At 65.1% G+C, this 15508-nt stretch carries 9 protein-coding genes, 2 tRNA genes, 3 rRNA genes and 1 pseudogene; 4 read left to right on the top strand and 11 right to left on the bottom strand.

What is annotated here, in order from left to right; genetic code table 11:
- Window positions 1-113 precede the first annotated feature (113 nt).
- From rrf to I8J32_RS06625, 5 genes are all read right to left on the bottom strand, one after another.
- Window positions 114-226: ribosomal RNA gene (gene rrf / locus I8J32_RS06645) — 5S ribosomal RNA — on the bottom strand.
- Between the two features lie 149 nt (window positions 227-375).
- Window positions 376-3234, bottom strand: a 23S ribosomal RNA gene (locus I8J32_RS06640).
- Between the two features lie 257 nt (window positions 3235-3491).
- Window positions 3492-3568, bottom strand: a tRNA-Ile gene (locus tag I8J32_RS06635).
- A 21-nt stretch (window positions 3569-3589) separates the two neighbouring features.
- Window positions 3590-3664, bottom strand: a tRNA-Ala gene (locus I8J32_RS06630).
- Between the two features lie 102 nt (window positions 3665-3766).
- A 16S ribosomal RNA gene (locus I8J32_RS06625) occupies window positions 3767-5302 on the bottom strand.
- The 16S, 23S and 5S rRNA genes sit together here with 2 tRNA genes alongside, the layout of an rRNA operon.
- A gap of 477 nt (window positions 5303-5779) precedes the next feature.
- Here I8J32_RS06625 and I8J32_RS06620 point away from each other — a divergent pair.
- Window positions 5780-6232 carry a DUF192 domain-containing protein gene (locus I8J32_RS06620; RefSeq protein ID WP_407061018.1) on the top strand — a complete coding sequence of 151 codons (453 nt, stop codon included), beginning with the start codon at window positions 5780-5782 and terminating at the stop codon, window positions 6230-6232.
- Between the two features lie 7 nt (window positions 6233-6239).
- Here I8J32_RS06620 and I8J32_RS06615 read toward each other — a convergent pair whose 3' ends face one another.
- Entirely contained in the window at window positions 6240-6455 is a 216-nt protein-coding gene (locus I8J32_RS06615; protein WP_245156442.1) for a rubredoxin, read from the bottom strand.
- A gap of 45 nt (window positions 6456-6500) precedes the next feature.
- On the opposite strand from I8J32_RS06615, the gene thiE reads away from it, so the two are divergent.
- Window positions 6501-7127 carry a thiamine phosphate synthase gene (thiE, locus tag I8J32_RS06610; RefSeq protein WP_200616047.1) on the top strand — a complete coding sequence of 209 codons (627 nt, stop codon included), beginning with the start codon at window positions 6501-6503 and terminating at the stop codon, window positions 7125-7127.
- 4 nt (window positions 7128-7131) lie between these two features.
- Complete coding sequence (gene hemL / locus I8J32_RS06605; protein ID WP_200616048.1) at window positions 7132-8421, top strand: glutamate-1-semialdehyde 2,1-aminomutase; 1290 nt, start codon at window positions 7132-7134, stop codon at window positions 8419-8421.
- Window positions 8422-8494: 73 nt separating this feature from the next.
- Here hemL and I8J32_RS06600 read toward each other — a convergent pair whose 3' ends face one another.
- From I8J32_RS06600 to I8J32_RS06590, 3 genes are all read right to left on the bottom strand, one after another.
- Window positions 8495-9733: an acetylornithine/succinylornithine family transaminase gene (locus I8J32_RS06600; RefSeq protein WP_245156441.1), complete on the bottom strand. Its 1239-nt coding sequence runs from the start codon at window positions 9731-9733 to the stop codon at window positions 8495-8497.
- Between the two features lie 196 nt (window positions 9734-9929).
- Complete coding sequence (locus tag I8J32_RS06595) at window positions 9930-10346, bottom strand: VOC family protein (RefSeq protein WP_200616049.1); 417 nt, start codon at window positions 10344-10346, stop codon at window positions 9930-9932.
- Window positions 10347-10357: 11 nt separating this feature from the next.
- On the bottom strand, window positions 10358-11038 hold the full coding sequence (locus I8J32_RS06590) for a protein kinase family protein (protein WP_200616050.1): 681 nt from the start codon (window positions 11036-11038) through the stop codon (window positions 10358-10360).
- A gap of 99 nt (window positions 11039-11137) precedes the next feature.
- Between I8J32_RS06590 and I8J32_RS06585 the strand changes: the two genes are divergently transcribed.
- The gene (locus I8J32_RS06585) at window positions 11138-13123 is read left to right on the top strand and encodes a bifunctional DedA family/phosphatase PAP2 family protein (RefSeq protein ID WP_207526833.1); all 1986 of its coding nucleotides are present in this window, start codon (window positions 11138-11140) and stop codon (window positions 13121-13123) included.
- A gap of 112 nt (window positions 13124-13235) precedes the next feature.
- On the opposite strand, the gene I8J32_RS06580 is transcribed toward I8J32_RS06585, so the two are convergent.
- Together I8J32_RS06580 and I8J32_RS06575 are read right to left on the bottom strand one after the other, a co-directional pair.
- Window positions 13236-13811: an LON peptidase substrate-binding domain-containing protein gene (locus I8J32_RS06580; RefSeq protein ID WP_200616052.1), complete on the bottom strand. Its 576-nt coding sequence runs from the start codon at window positions 13809-13811 to the stop codon at window positions 13236-13238.
- 91 nt (window positions 13812-13902) lie between these two features.
- A pseudogene (locus tag I8J32_RS06575) lies at window positions 13903-15338 on the bottom strand (Mur ligase family protein).
- Between the last annotated feature and the right edge of the window lie 170 nt (window positions 15339-15508).

Genomic DNA, 15508 nt, shown 5'->3' with positions numbered 1-15508 from the left:
GCTCGGTCCAATGCAGCCGGGCGCTGCCGGTCCATTTAGTTCCGAGGGGTCTGGGATTTAGTTTCGCGCAAAGAAGAAGCCCCGACCTTTTGGGTCGGGGCTTCGGTGTAAATGCTCAGCAATGACCTACTCTTGCATGCGGATGCACACTACCATCGGCGCGGTTGCGTTTCACTTCCGAGTTCGGGAAGGGATCGGGTGGTTCCACAACGCTATTGTCACTGAGCAAGCTGGTTGAAGCAGCGCTTTTGGCGCCTGCTTGCGTCTTGTTGCACGAAGGGGATGCCCCCTGCGGGCGTAAAGGTTTGGGAACGTAGCGAGTTGGTCCTGGTTGGTCTGCGACGTAATCGCGAGTCCAAGGCCACTTGAGGTTATATGGTCAAGCCACACGGATCATTAGTACAGGTTAGCTCAACACATTGCTGTGCTTACACACCCTGCCTATCAACCACCTGGTCTTGATGGTTCCTTTAGGGGACTTGAAGTCCCGGGAGATCTCATCTTGAGGCGCGCTTCCCGCTTAGATGCTTTCAGCGGTTATCGCTTCCGAACATAGCTACCCGGCCGTGCCATTGGCATGACAACCGGAACACCAGAGGTTCGTCCACTCCGGTCCTCTCGTACTAGGAGCAGCCCCTCTCAAATCTCCAACGCCCACGACAGATAGGGACCGAACTGTCTCACGACGTTCTGAACCCAGCTCGCGTACCACTTTAAATGGCGAACAGCCATACCCTTGGGACCGACTACAGCCCCAGGATGTGATGAGCCGACATCGAGGTGCCAAACACCGCCGTCGATATGAACTCTTGGGCGGTATCAGCCTGTTATCCCCGGAGTACCTTTTATCCGTTGAGCGATGGCCCTTCCATACAGAACCACCGGATCACTAAGTCCTAGTTTCCTACCTGCTTGATCCGTCGATCTTGCAGTCAAGCACGCTTATGCCTTTGCACACAGTGCGCGATGTCCGACCGCGCTGAGCGTACCTTCGAGCTCCTCCGTTACACTTTGGGAGGAGACCGCCCCAGTCAAACTACCCACCATACACGGTCCCCGATCCGGATTACGGACCTAGGTTAGAACGTCAAGCACATCAGGGTGGTATTTCAAGGTTGCCTCCGCCGAAGCTAGCGCCTCGGTTTCATAGGCTCCCACCTATCCTACACAGACGAACTCAACGTTCAGTGTAAAGCTATAGTAAAGGTTCACGGGGTCTTTCCGTCTTGCCGCGGGAACGCTGCATCTTCACAGCGATTTCAATTTCACTGAGTCTTAGGTGGAGACAGCGCCGCTGTCGTTACGCCATTCGTGCAGGTCGGAACTTACCCGACAAGGAATTTCGCTACCTTAGGACCGTTATAGTTACGGCCGCCGTTTACCGGGGCTTCGATCAAGAGCTTTGCCTTGCGGCTGACCCCATCAATTAACCTTCCGGCACCGGGCAGGCGTCACACCCTATACGTCCACTTTCGTGTTTGCAGAGTGCTGTGTTTTTGATAAACAGTCGCAGCGGCCTGGTTTCTGCGGCCCTCCTCAGCTATTAACCATGGAGGGCGTACCTTCTCCCGAAGTTACGGTACTATTTTGCCTAGTTCCTTCACCTAAGTTCTCTCAAGCGCCTGAGAATTCTCATCCTGCCCACCTGTGTCGGTTTACGGTACGGTCTGCGTAAGCTGAAGCTTAGGAGATTTTCCCGAAGCGTGATATCAGCAGCCTAGCCCTAATGGGCCGGTCCTTAGTCTCAACGTTGCCCCCCGGATTTGCCTAAGGGGACCGCCTCAACTCTCTCACCAGACAACCAACGCCCGCCTGCTTAACCTTCTCCGTCCCTCCATCGCACTTACGCGAGGTGCTGGAATATTAACCAGCTTCCCATCGACTACGCATTTCTGCCTCGCCTTAGGGGCCGACTCACCCTGCGTCGATTAACGTTGCGCAAGGAAACCTTGGGCTTTCGGCGTGCGGGCTTTTCACCCGCATTATCGTTACTCATGTCAGCATTCGCACTTCCGATACCTCCAGCAGACTTCTCAATCCACCTTCAACGGCGTACGGAACGCTCCTCTACCGCGCATACTAAAAGTATGCACCCCAAGCTTCGGTTTATCGCTTAGCCCCGTTAAATCTTCCGCGCAGACCGACTCGACCAGTGAGCTATTACGCTTTCTTTAAAGGGTGGCTGCTTCTAAGCCAACCTCCTGGCTGTCTGTGCCTTTCCACATCGTTCACCACTTAGCGATAAATTTGGGACCTTAGCTGTGGGTCTGGGTTGTTTCCCTTTTTCACGACGGACGTTAGCACCCGCCGTGTGTCTCCCGCGCAGTCTGTCTTGGTATTCGGAGTTTGCCATGGTTTGGTAAGTCGCAATGACCCCCTAGCCATAACAGTGCTCTACCCCCAAGAAGATTCACGCGAGGCGCTACCTAAATAGCTTTCGAGGAGAACCAGCTATCTCCGGGTTCGATTAGCTTTTCACTCCTAATCACACCTCATCCCCTACCTTTGCAACGGAGGGGTTCGGGCCTCCAGTTGATGTTACTCAACCTTCACCCTGGGCATGACTAGATCACCCGGTTTCGGGTCTACTGCCCGCGACTATGCGCCCTTATCAGACTCGGTTTCCCTTCGCCTCCCCTATACGGTTAAGCTCGCCACGAACAGTAAGTCGCTGACCCATTATACAAAAGGTACGCAGTCACCCCGAAGGGCTCCTACTGCTTGTACGCACACGGTTTCAGGGTCTATTTCACTCCCTTCACCCGGGGTTCTTTTCGCCTTTCCCTCACGGTACTGGTTCACTATCGGTCGGTCAGGAGTATTTAGCCTTGGAGGATGGTCCCCATATTCAGACAGGGTTTCTCGTGCCCCGCCTTACTCGATTTCACTGGATGAGGTCTTTCGCATACCGGGCTGTCACCGTCTATGGCCGAGCTTTCCAACTCGTTTTGCTAAACCTTACCCAGCTTAGGGCTGGTCCCCGTTCGCTCGTCACTACTGGGGGAATCTCGGTTGATTTCTTTTCCTCCGGGTACTTAGATATTTCAGTTCTCCGGGTTCGCTTCAACAGGCTATGTATTCACCTGAAGATACCTCTTGCGAGGTGGGTTTCCCCATTCGGACATTGCGGGATCAATGCTTGTTGCCAGCTCCCCCGCACTTTTCGCAGGCTGCCACGTCCTTCATCGCCTCTGACCGCCAAGGCATCCACCGTGTGCGCTTATTCGCTTGACCATATAACCCCAAGTCGCCTCGGGATTTGTCTTGTGCCAGGGGGTACAAAGCCCCGGCGCGAATATCAACGACATTTCAAATGTTAGGACCTCTCACGCTTGCGCGCGGGGTCCCGCCTTAGCCTCACGACACGTCTGTAGACCGATTGTCTCAGAACGCTCGCTACATTCCCAATTTTCAAAGAACGCGAATCCGGCCTCAACGCCGCATCCGCTTCAAATCTTCATGTGTGCGCAGTTCAAAGTTCACGTCGGGAGTGGTGGGTCTGGGAGGACTCGAACCACCGGCCTCACCCTTATCAGGGGTGCGCTCTAACCACCTGAGCTACAGACCCAAAAATCGGGCCCAACTGGTGTGGTGGAGCTTGTCGGGATCGAACCGACGACCCCTGCTTGCAAAGCAGGTGCTCTCCCAGCTGAGCTAAAGCCCCATCGCGAAACGGGACGCTCCCGCAGTGAGATGCCCCACCGGGAACTTTGAATGCAGGTCACTTGTGCGGACGCCTGACAGGCTTGGCCTGTCTTTAGTCTCTAAAGGAGGTGATCCAGCCGCACCTTCCGATACGGCTACCTTGTTACGACTTCACCCCAGTCATCGGCCACACCGTGGCAAGCGCCCTCCCGAAGGTTAAGCTACCTGCTTCTGGTGCAACAAACTCCCATGGTGTGACGGGCGGTGTGTACAAGGCCCGGGAACGTATTCACCGCAGCAATGCTGATCTGCGATTACTAGCGATTCCGACTTCATGGAGTCGAGTTGCAGACTCCAATCCGGACTGAGAGAAGGTTTCTGGGATTGGCTCACCCTCGCGGGATTGCAGCCCTCTGTCCTTCCCATTGTAGTACGTGTGTAGCCCTGGCCGTAAGGGCCATGATGACTTGACGTCATCCCCACCTTCCTCCGGTTTGTCACCGGCGGTCTCCTTAGAGTTCCCACCATTACGTGCTGGCAACTAAGGACAAGGGTTGCGCTCGTTGCGGGACTTAACCCAACATCTCACGACACGAGCTGACGACAGCCATGCAGCACCTGTGTTCTGGTTCCCGAAGGCACTCCTCTATCTCTAAAGGATTCCAGACATGTCAAGGCCAGGTAAGGTTCTTCGCGTTGCATCGAATTAAACCACATACTCCACCGCTTGTGCGGGCCCCCGTCAATTCCTTTGAGTTTCAGTCTTGCGACCGTACTTCCCAGGCGGCGAACTTAACGCGTTAGCTTCGATACTGAGTGCCAAGTTGCACCCAACATCCAGTTCGCATCGTTTAGGGCGTGGACTACCAGGGTATCTAATCCTGTTTGCTCCCCACGCTTTCGTGCCTCAGTGTCAGTGCTGGTCCAGGTGGCCGCCTTCGCCACGGATGTTCCTCCCGATATCTACGCATTTCACTGCTACACCGGGAATTCCGCCACCCTCTACCGCACTCTAGGTCGCCAGTATCCAATGCCATTCCTGTTGAGCCGGGGCTTTCACATCAGACTTAACGAACCACCTACGCACGCTTTACGCCCAGTAATTCCGAGTAACGCTTGCACCCTTCGTATTACCGCGGCTGCTGGCACGAAGTTAGCCGGTGCTTATTCTTCCGGTACCGTCATAACCCAAGGGTATTAACCCTAGGCTTTTCTTTCCGGACAAAAGTGCTTTACAACCCGAAGGCCTTCTTCACACACGCGGCATGGCTGGATCAGGCTTGCGCCCATTGTCCAATATTCCCCACTGCTGCCTCCCGTAGGAGTCTGGACCGTGTCTCAGTTCCAGTGTGGCTGATCATCCTCTCAGACCAGCTACGGATCGTCGCCTTGGTGGGCCTTTACCCCGCCAACTAGCTAATCCGGCGTCGGCTCATCTCTCTGCGTGAGGCCCGAAGGTCCCCCACTTTCACCCGTAGGTCGTATGCGGTATTAGCGTAAGTTTCCCTACGTTATCCCCCACAAAAAGGCAGATTCCGACGCATTCCTCACCCGTCCGCCGCTCGCCGCCAGGGTTGCCCCCGCGCTGCCGCTCGACTTGCATGTGTTAGGCCTGCCGCCAGCGTTCACTCTGAGCCAGGATCAAACTCTTCACTTAAAATTACAGGATCCGAAGATCCAATCTTTTGAATGCAGAGCCCGTTCCAGAACTCAAATTACTCGCTTGCATTTCTGCATTTGATTCATTTGTTGCTCTGTTACGAACGTCTGCTTATGGACAGTTTCCACCGGCCAGACGTCCGCACAAGTTACCTGCGCACACTGTCAAAGATCTGCAGGATCGGCCTCAGCGCCTCACCCCTTTTTCGCTCCACCCCGCCGCACCAAAGTGCCCGAGGGAGCCGCACATCATACAGCGATTTTCAGGGCCGTCAACACCTTCAAACACCCTTTCTTACCGCCGCCCCCGCCTCCCGTTCAGCCCCTCAGGGCGTCCCGATCAGCGGGGCGCGCATTGTGCACACGCACAATCGGATTTGGAAGGGGTCTGCGAAAATTTTTTCGACTTGACGTCCGCCGGCGGCCTCGCCGATGGTCCTCCCGCCCCGCCACCAAGGAGAAAAACACGATGCCCCTGTCGTTCGCGCGTTCCGGTCTCGCCCTCGCCGCCTGCTGGCTGCTTGCCGGTTGCGCCACCAGCGCCGCGTCCTGGGTGGAACTGGCCGGGCAGCGGTATTCGGTGGAAGTGGCCGACGACGAGAGCGAACGCGAGCGTGGGCTGATGTTCCGCGACGAACTGGCGGCCGACCACGGCATGCTGTTCGTGCACGAAAGCGAGGAGCCGCAGGCCTACTGGATGAAGAACACGCACATCCCGCTGGACATCCTGTACTTCGACAGCCAGCTGCGGCTGGTCTCGCAGCAGCGCGATGTGCCGCCCTGCGCGCTGGGCAACGGCTGCCCGCCATACCCGAGCAATGCGCCGGCGCGCTACGTGCTGGAACTCAACGCCGGCCAGGCCGAGCGCATGAATCTCAGCGAAGGGATGGTCCTCACGCTGGGGCCGGGCATCGGCGGCGGCCCCTGATACGACCTCAGACTTCCATCATCTCGAAGTCGTCCTTGGTCACGCCGCAGTCCGGGCAGGTCCAGGTATCGGGGATGTCGTCCCAGCGCGTGCCCGGTGCGATGCCTTCTTCCGGCAGGCCCTTGGCCTCGTCGTAGACAAAGCCGCAGACAACGCACATCCAGGTGCGGTAGACAGTGGTCGCGGCAACTTCGCTCATGGGTCGATAATGATTCGTGCGCATACTGCGGGACCGGCATTGTCCCGCTCGGAAGGAGGATGCTCAAGCATGAATGCGAGATGGCCTCGCCGCGGCTTGTACGCCATCACCCCGGATGAACCCGACACCCACCGCCTGCTCGCAAGGGTGGAGCCGGTGCTCCGGGCCGGGGCGACCTGGCTGCAATACCGCAACAAGAGTGCCCACGAGGATCTGCGCGCCGAGCAGGCCATCACGCTGCAGGCGTTGTGCCGGGGCCTGGGCGTCCCGCTCATCGTCAACGACGACTGGGCGCTGGCGGCCGCCATCGGCGCCGACGGCGTGCACCTGGGCAGCGACGACGGCGAGGTGGCGCTCGCGCGGCATGAACTGGGCCCCGAGGCCATCATCGGCGCCTCCTGCTATGCCGACCTGCGCCTGGCCCGCCAGGCCGTGTTCGCCGGCGCCGACTACGTGGCCTTCGGTGCGTTCCACCCCTCCACGACCAAGCCGGGCGCCCCACCCGCGCCGGTTTCCATCCTGGGCGAAGCCGCCGCGCTGGGCGTGCCGCGGGTGGCGATCGGCGGCATCACCCCGGACAATGCGGCGCCCCTGATCGCCGCCGGCGCCGACCTGGTCGCCGTGATCAGCGGCCTGTTCGACGACCCCGATCCGGCGGCGGCCACCCGCGCCTACCTTTCCCTCTTCCCGAAGTGACCCGATGAACAATGCACGCTCGCACGACCTCTTCACCCGCGCCCGCGAACTGATCCCCGGCGGGGTCAATTCGCCCGTGCGCGCGTTCAAGTCGGTGGGCGGCGAGCCGTTCTTCGCGCAGCGCGCGCTGGGCGCGCACATCTTCGACGTCGACGGCAACGCGTACGTGGACTACGTCGGCTCCTGGGGCCCGATGATCGCCGGCCACGCCCGCCCGGAAGTGCTCGACGCGGTGGCGCGCACCATGCGCGACGGCCTGAGCTTCGGCGTGCCCAACGCGCTGGAAGTGACGATGGCCGAGGCCATCACGACCATCGTGCCCAGCTGCGAGATGGTGCGCATGGTGAACTCGGGCACCGAGGCCACGCTGTCGGCGATCCGCGTCGCACGCGGCGCCACCGGCCGCACGCGCATCGTGAAGTTCGAGGGCTGCTACCACGGCCACGGCGACAGCTTCCTGGTGAAGGCCGGCAGTGGCGTGATGACACTCGGCCTGCCCAATTCGCCCGGCGTGCCGGCGGCACTGGCCGACCTTACCCTCACCCTGCCCTACAACGACTTCGACGCCGCCACCAGGCTGTTCGATGAAGTCGGTGGCGACATCGCCGGCCTGATCATCGAACCGATCGTCGGCAACGCCAACTGCATCCTGCCGCGCGATGGCTACCTGCAGCACCTGCGCGCGCTGTGCACGCGGCACGGAACGGTGCTGATCTTCGACGAAGTGATGACCGGCTTCCGCGTGGCCCTGGGCGGCGCGCAGGCGCTTTACGGCATCACGCCCGACCTGTCGACCTTCGGCAAGATCATCGGCGGTGGCATGCCGGTGGGCGCCTACGGCGGCCGCCGCGACCTGATGAGCCAGGTGGCGCCCAGCGGCCCGATCTACCAGGCGGGCACGCTCAGCGGCAATCCCGTGGCGATGGCCGCCGGCCTGGCCACGCTCGACCTGATCCGCGTCCCCGGCTTCCACGACGCGCTGGAACGCAGCACGCACGCACTGTGCGACGGACTGGAAGCGGCGGCTCGCGAGGCGGGCGTGGCCTTCAGCACCACGCGCGCGCCGGGCATGTTCGGGCTGTACTTCCGCGAAGGGCCGGTGGAAACCTTCGAGCAGGCCAAGCAGTCCGACACCGCGCGCTTCAACCGCTTCTTCCACGCGATGCTGGAACGCGGCGTGTACCTGGCGCCGTCGGCATTCGAGGCCGGCTTCATGTCCAGCGCGCATGGCGAGGCGGAAATCGCCCACACCCTCGAGGCCGCCCGGCAGTCGTTCGCGCTCGTGCGCGGCTGAGGCAGGGTGGTGCGGGCGCGCCGCTCCCGGCGCGCCTGCTTCGAGCAGGAAACTGCTGCCAGCCGGGTCGTTTTCAGCCGGCGACGAAGCGTCCCAGCGCGGCACGCAGGCGCTGCAGGCCTTCGGCGATGTCCGCATCGCCGATGTTGAGCGCCGGCACGAAGCGCAGCACGTCCGGGCCGGCCTGCAGCAACAGCAGCCCCTCCGCGACGCACAGATCCAGGATTTCAGCGGCGCGACCGGCGAACCGCGGCCGCAGCTGCGCGCCGAGCATCAGCCCGCGACCGCGCACTTCCGCGAACAGGCCCAGCTCCGCATCGATACCGGCGAGCGCCGCACGCAGCGCCGCTGACTGCCGCGCCACGTTGGCCAGCAGGGCCGGCGAGGACAGCTCGCGCAGCGCGGCACGCGCCACGGCGGCGGCCAGCGGGTTGCCGCCGAAGGTGGTGCCATGCGCGCCGAACTGCAGCGTCTGCGCGGCCTTCTCGCCCACCAGCATCGCCCCGATCGGAAAGCCGCCGCCCAGCGCCTTGGCCAGCGTGACCACGTCCGGCCTGACCTCGTCTGGCATGGACTCGTCGCCGTGCCAGGCAAACAACTGTCCCGTGCGGCCCATGCCGCACTGGATCTCGTCGAACACCAGCAGCGCGCCGTGGGCGTCGCACAGCGCGCGCAGGCCCTGCAGGAACTCGCGCGTGGCCGGGGTCACCCCGCCCTCGCCCTGGACCGGTTCGACCAGCACCGCGCAGACGTCGCCCGCCGCCATCGCTTCGCGCGCCGCGTCGAGATCGTTGAAGCGGCTGTAGCGGAAACCCGGCGGCAGCGGTTCGAATCCCTCGTGGTACTTGGGTTGCGCGGTGGCCGTGACTGCCGCCAGGGTGCGGCCGTGGAAACTGCCTTCGAAGCTCAGCACCACGCGCCGCGCGGGTTCGCGCCCCTGCGCGCTGGCCCACTTGCGCACGAGCTTGATCGCCGCCTCGTTGGCTTCGGTGCCGGAATTGCACAGGAATACGCGTTCGGCGAAACGCGAGGCTTCGACCAGTTCCTGTGCGAGCCGCAGCGGCGGTTCGCTGACGAAGACGTTGCTGGTGTGCCACAGCCGGCCGGCCTGCTCGGTCAGCGCCGCCACCAGCGCCGGATGCGCGTGCCCCAAGGCGTTGACCGCGATGCCGGCGCCGAAATCCACGTATTCGTGGCCGTCCAGGTCCCATACCCGCGAGCCTTCGCCGCGCGCCAGGATGGCGCGCCGGGGCCGGTACACCGGCAGGTAATAGCGTTCGCCCAGCGCGAACAGGCCGGCGGACGCAGTCACTCCAGAGCCGGAGCCGGCAGGACCGGAGCTGGCAGGGTCGGCGGGATCGGATGGCGTGGGCGCGGGGCTCATGGACATGGACGTTCCTGGGGGACGCGCATTGTCGCCCATCGACGGCGGCCGCACCTTGCCGCGTGAGTCGCAGCGGTGCGGGCAAGGGGCGAGTCTGGGCCCGCCCGGCGTGCGCCGCGCGCGGTTACCAGCGACCCGTGTTGGGCATGGACGCCCACGGTTCCGCCGGCGGCAGGTGGCCGTCCTGCAGCAGTTCCACCGAGGCCAGGTCGGGCGAGAGCACGAAGGCCATGTGCCCGTCGCGGGGCGGCCGGTTGATCGTGTAGCCCATCGCCTGCAGGTGGGCGCACGTCGCGTAGATGTCCTCGACGCGGAAGGCGAGGTGGCCGAAATTGCGGGCGCTCCCGTAGTCCTCGTCGTCGTAGTTCCAGGTCAGCTCGATCTCGGCGTCGGGCGACTCGGGCGCCGCCAGGAAGACCAGGGTGAACCGGCCCTGCGGATTGTCGATCCGCCGCTTCTCGATCAGGCCCAGCCCCTGGCAGTAGAAGCGCAGCGAAGCGTCGAGATCGCGGACGCGAAGCATGGTGTGGAGGTATTTCATCACTTCGCCCTTCAGGCCTTCGGCCCCTGTCCTTCGTTGTCTTCCCACTTCAGCACCCGGCGCGTAATGAACCGGTAGACCGGCTTGCCGGTGGCGAACCAGGCCTCGCGCACCCACGAATGGCGCTTGAGCACGCGACGGTCGGTCGCGGTCAATGCCTGTGGACAGTAGGTGCGCTTGTGCTTGAGCAGGTGGCGCAGGTCCTCGCGCGCCAGCAGCCGCATCCAGCGCGCGCGCGGGTGGCCCCGGGTGGCGAGCTGGAAGTCGATCAGGGCGGGACGGCCGTCGGGCAGCACCATCCAGTTGGCTTCCTTGGCCAGGTCGTTGTGGGCCAGCCCGCGGCGGTGGAGTTCCTGCAACAGGCGGCGGGCCTGGTGGAAATAGGCGACATCGCCGCGCGGAGGACGCAGGTGCATCGCCGCACCTTCCAGGTAGCTGCGGTCCAGCACGCGGCCCGTCCAGGCCAGCAACTGCGGCGTGGCCGGCATGCCATGGATGCGGCGCAGGGCCAGCGCCTCGCGGCGGGCCAGCCACCAGGCTGGCAAGCGCAGCCACGGCGGCACGTGCGCCAGGTCCCGTCGCACGAACAGGCCCTTGGGCCCGCGCATCAGGGCGATCCGGCCAAAGCTGTCGGCCTTGAGCGCGGCGACTTCCTGCGGTGTGGTGGCGACCGGGGGCGCGTGCGTCGACATCGGGCCAGTGTACGCGGTGGGCCGCGCGCGGCCGCCGGCGGCGGGAAAAAACGTCGCCGGGGCCATTCGTTTTTCCGGGACCGCCCCCATAATCGGCCGATGGAACCGACCTGGATCGACAGCGCCGTTGCGTGGCTCAACGCGCATCCCTTCGCCGCCGGTGCCGTCACGTTCCTGATCGCGTTCTGCGACGCGGTGGTGATCCTGGGCTTCTTCGTGCCCGCCTTGCCGCTGTTGTTCGCCATCGGCGCGATGATCGGACTGGGGCACGTCAACGGGCCCTACGCGCTGGCCGCCGCCACGCTGGGCGCGTTCTGCGGGGATGCGGTGAGCTTCTGGGTGGGACGCCGCTGGGGCGTGCAGCTGCGCCAGCGCTGGCCGTTCTCGCGGTATCCGCAATGGCTGGATCGCAGCGAGGCGCTGTTCCGCCGCAAGGGCATGCAGAGCATCTTCATTGCCCGCTTCATCGGTGCCGTGCGGCCCTTCGTGCCCGCCATCGCCGGCATGGTGCACATGCCGCTGCGCCGCTACATCCCGCCGAGCATGGTGGCGTGCCTGCTGTGGTCGGCGGTGTTCCTCGCGCCGGGCTGGGCCCTGGGTGCGTCCTACGACGCGGTGGCCGCGGTTGCCGACCGGCTGGCGCTGGTGCTGGGCGGACTGGTGGCGGCGGTGGCGCTGGTGTTCCTCGGCGTGATGTACACCTGGCGCTGGTTCGCCGGCCATGCCGACAACCTGCTGGCGCGCGCACTGCGCTGGACCCGCGCGCATCCGCGCCTGGGCCGCTACGTGATCGCGCTGGTGGACCCGAACCGGCCCGAGTCGCCGTCGCTGGTCGTGCTGGCGGTGTGCCTGCTGGGCATCAGCTGGCTGTGGTTCACCCTGCTGGCCTCGTTGCTGGCCAATGGCGGCCCGCTGGCGCTGGACCACACGGTCCATGAGTTCATGTGGAGCGTGCGCAACCCGCTGGCCGACCGGCTCATGGCGGGCCTGGCCACCCTGGGCGAAGCCGAGGTGCTGGGGCCCGCGGCCCTGGTCGCGCTGGCTTACCTGCTGTGGCGCAAGCGCTGGATGGCCGCCGCGCACTGGATCGGCGCGATCGTGTTCGGCCTGGTGTTCACCTCGCTGCTGGAAGCGGTCATCGACATGCCACGCCCGCCGACCGCGCCGGAGGGCTTCGGCTTCCCGTCGGTGGCGGTCACCATGATGACGATCGTGTTCGGATTCTTCGCGGTGCTGATCGCGCGCGAACTGCCGGGGCGCAACCGCGTGTGGCCGTACCTGGTCGCCGGCGTGCTGACCACGGTGGTGGGTTTCGCGCGCCTGTACTTGGGCGCGCACTGGCCGAGCGACCTCATCGGCGGGACTTTGTTCGGCATCCTGTGGCTGCTGGTGCTGGGCCTGGCCTACCGCCGCCACTTCGTGCGCTCGTTCTGGATGCGGCCGCTGGCCTGGGCCTTCTACACCACCTTCGTCGCCGCCGCGCTGTGGCACGCGCCGCGCCACGCCGACCGGCTGCTGGCCAAGTTCCACGCCGCCGCGCCGACCACGACCCTCGCCGCGCAGGCGTGGTGGGAGCATGACTGGGCCACGCTCCCGCCGCAGCGCAACGAACGCGACATCCGTCGACGCTGGGCGCTGGATGTGCAGGTGGCGGGCCCGCTGGCGCCGCTGCGGCGTGCGCTGGAGGGCGAGGGCTGGCGCGTCCAGCCGCAGGCGGACTGGGTGCACACCCTGGGCCTGCTCGACGTCAGCGCCCCGCCGATCACCCAGGTGGTGTTGCCGGCCACCCTGGACGCGCATCCGGAGGCCCTGCTGTTCCTGCGCTCCGGGCGACGCCCGAACCAGCAGGTGGTCCTGCGCCTGTGGCCCGCGCCGGCGCGCCTGTCCGATGGCACGCCGCTGTGGATCGGCACGGCGCAGACGCTGCAGTACGAGAAGCCGCTGCACACCGCGTCGCTGTGGCTGCCGGTGGCCGACGACGGCCACGCGCATGCCCAGGTCCGGGCGGCGCTGCAGTCATTCGCCCCGCGCGAGAACGCGCATCCCGACGGCGGCGCGCCGGTGCTGCGGCTGAGGACGCATTAGGTTCGCGCCCGGCGGGTGCCAGGATCGGTTCGCAGGCACTTCGCTGGATGACCCGCCTCGCGGTTGCACGGTGTTTCCCCGTGCGCACAAATGACCGCCGGGTGCGGCTGTCCTACGACACCAGTTCCAGCAGCCGGTCCAGCCGCGCATGCGGATCGTCGAGCTGCAGCAGCGCCTGCCGTTGCGTGTCGTGCAGCGGCAGCAGTTCGGCCAGGCGCCAGCCGACCCAGGCCGCGTCGTCGAACGCCGCGCGCGGCGCGCGCGCGTGCTCGCCGCCGATCTTCTCCACCATCGCCTCCAGCAGCACCGGCAGCAGGCCGTGCTCGGGGCTGACGGCGTCGCTGGCGTCGGGCGCGCACCAGCGCACCTGCGCGACCTGCAGGCCGTTGTCGCGCACGCGCGTGCGCTCGACATGGAAGCGACGCGCGCCGCGCACGCGCAGCGTGAGCAGGCCCTGGTCGGTCTGGCCGAAATCCTCGATCACCGCTTCGGTGCCGAAGGCCGCGGCGCCTGCAGGCGCGCCGACTTCCTCGCCCTGCAGGATCACACAGACGCCGAAGCCGCGGCCGTGGTGGCTGCACTCGCGCACCAGGTCCAGGTAGCGCGCCTCGAACACGCGCAGCGACAGCGCGGCACCGGGCAGCAGGACGGTGTGCAGGGGAAACAGTCCGAGGGTTTCATCGGCCATGGCCGGAGTCTACCCGCCCGGTACGCGCGGCCGTGTCCCCGCGCGCGTCAACGGCATCCGCCCGTCGGGACGGGAAAATGGGCAGGCCACCTCAGCCCTGCAGCACGGCCAGGAACCGCCGCGGCGCGCCGTCGAAACCACCGTTGGACATGAACACGACATGGTCGCCCGCCCGCACGCGCTCGCGCAGCAGCGCGATCAGCCGGTCGACATCGGGTGCGGCCACGCCTTCGCCGCGTAGTCCGCCCACGACCTTGCCCGCGTCCCAGGCCAGTTCCGGCCGGTGCAGGAACACCACGGCGTCGGCGCCGTCCAGCGAAGGGGCCAGCGCGTCGGCATGCGCGCCCAGGCGCATCGAGTTGCTGCGCGGTTCCATCGCCACCACGATCCGGGCGTCGCCCACTTTCGCGCGCAGGCCCGCCAGCGTGGTCGCGATGGCGGTGGGATGGTGGGCGAAGTCGTCGTAGACGGTGATCCCGTCGGCCTGCCCGATCACTTCCATGCGCCGCTTGACGCTGCGGAAACGCTCCAGCGCCGGCAGCACCGTGCGCACGTCGACGCCCACCGCGTTCGCGGCCGCGAGCGCGGCCAGGGCATTCATCACGTTGTGCCGCCCCAGCAGCGGCCAGTGCACCTCACCCACCTCGACGCCGTCATGGACGACGACGAACGCGCTGCCATCCTCGTGCAGCATGCGCGCCGTCCAGTGGAAGGCCGCGCGCGCGCGGCGGCGCCGGCATCGGCGCGGTCGCCGTGCAGTTCCTGCTGGGCGGCCTGCGGCAACAGGCTGGCATCCAGGCCGAAGGTTTCCACCGGCGTCCAGCAGCCCATCGCGAGCACTTCGGCCAGGTGCCGGTCCTCGCCGTTGACGATCAGGCGGCCGCGGCGCGGGACCGTGCGCACCAGGTGGTGGAACTGGCGCTGGATCGCGGCCACGTCCGGGAAGATGTCGGCGTGGTCGTACTCCAGGTTGTTCAGGATCGCCACCACCGGCCGGTAATGGACGAACTTGCTGCGCTTGTCGAAGAAGGCGGTGTCGTACTCGTCGGCCTCGACCACGAACTCGCGGCCCTGGCCGCGGCGCGCCGACACCCCGAAATCCTCGGCCACGCCGCCGATCAGGAAACCGGGCGCGCGGCCGGCCGATTCGAGCAGCCAGGTGAGGATGGTGGTGGTCGTGGTCTTGCCGTGCGTGCCCGCCACGGCCAGCGTCTCGCGGCCCGGCAGCACGTGTTCGGCCAGCCACTGCGCGCCGGAGGTGTAGCGCCGGCCGTCGTCGAGGACCTGCTCGACGGCGGCGTTGCCGCGCGAGAGCGCGTTGCCGACCACGATGTCGACGCAGTCCGCCGAGATGTGCTCCGGCGCATAGCCCTGGCGCAGCGCGATGCCCAGCTGCTCCAGCTGGGTGGACATGGGGGGGTAGATGTTCTGGTCGCTGCCTTCGACCTCGAAGCCCATCTCGCGCGCCAACGCCGCCACGCCGCCCATGAAGGTGCCGGCGATACCCAGGATATGGAGTCTGCTCATCCCGCGATTGTCCCCGATTTCCTCCGGGGATTTCTCATCCCAGGTCGTTCCATCCCGCGTTTTCAGGTGCGGGTCTCACTCGCCAGTTGCCCGAAACTCTCCGGACGTCGAGATCGATGGCACCGATCAAGCCAATGCGCAGGCCGGCGCCCGAAGCCCGAATGCACAAC

This window comes from Lysobacter solisilvae (assembly GCF_016613535.2).
Taxonomy (GTDB): Bacteria; Pseudomonadota; Gammaproteobacteria; order Xanthomonadales; family Xanthomonadaceae; genus Agrilutibacter; species Agrilutibacter solisilvae.
Note: the sequence above shows the minus strand (reverse complement) of the source record. Positions and strands in the feature narration are given on the sequence as shown.

Bases quoted from the DNA above. Each gene is read 5' to 3' on its own strand.
- I8J32_RS06615 (WP_245156442.1), bottom strand. From the start codon at position 6,455: ATGCGCACGAATCATTATCGACCCATGAGCGAAGTTGCCGCGACCACT.
- thiE (WP_200616047.1), top strand. From the start codon at position 6,501: ATGAATGCGAGATGGCCTCGCCGCGGCTTGTACGCCATCACCCCGGAT.
- hemL (WP_200616048.1), top strand. From the start codon at position 7,132: ATGAACAATGCACGCTCGCACGACCTCTTCACCCGCGCCCGCGAACTG.
- I8J32_RS06595 (WP_200616049.1), bottom strand. From the start codon at position 10,346: ATGAAATACCTCCACACCATGCTTCGCGTCCGCGATCTCGACGCTTCG.
- I8J32_RS06590 (WP_200616050.1), bottom strand. From the start codon at position 11,038: ATGTCGACGCACGCGCCCCCGGTCGCCACCACACCGCAGGAAGTCGCC.
- I8J32_RS06585 (WP_207526833.1), top strand. From the start codon at position 11,138: ATGGAACCGACCTGGATCGACAGCGCCGTTGCGTGGCTCAACGCGCAT.
- I8J32_RS06580 (WP_200616052.1), bottom strand. From the start codon at position 13,811: ATGGCCGATGAAACCCTCGGACTGTTTCCCCTGCACACCGTCCTGCTG.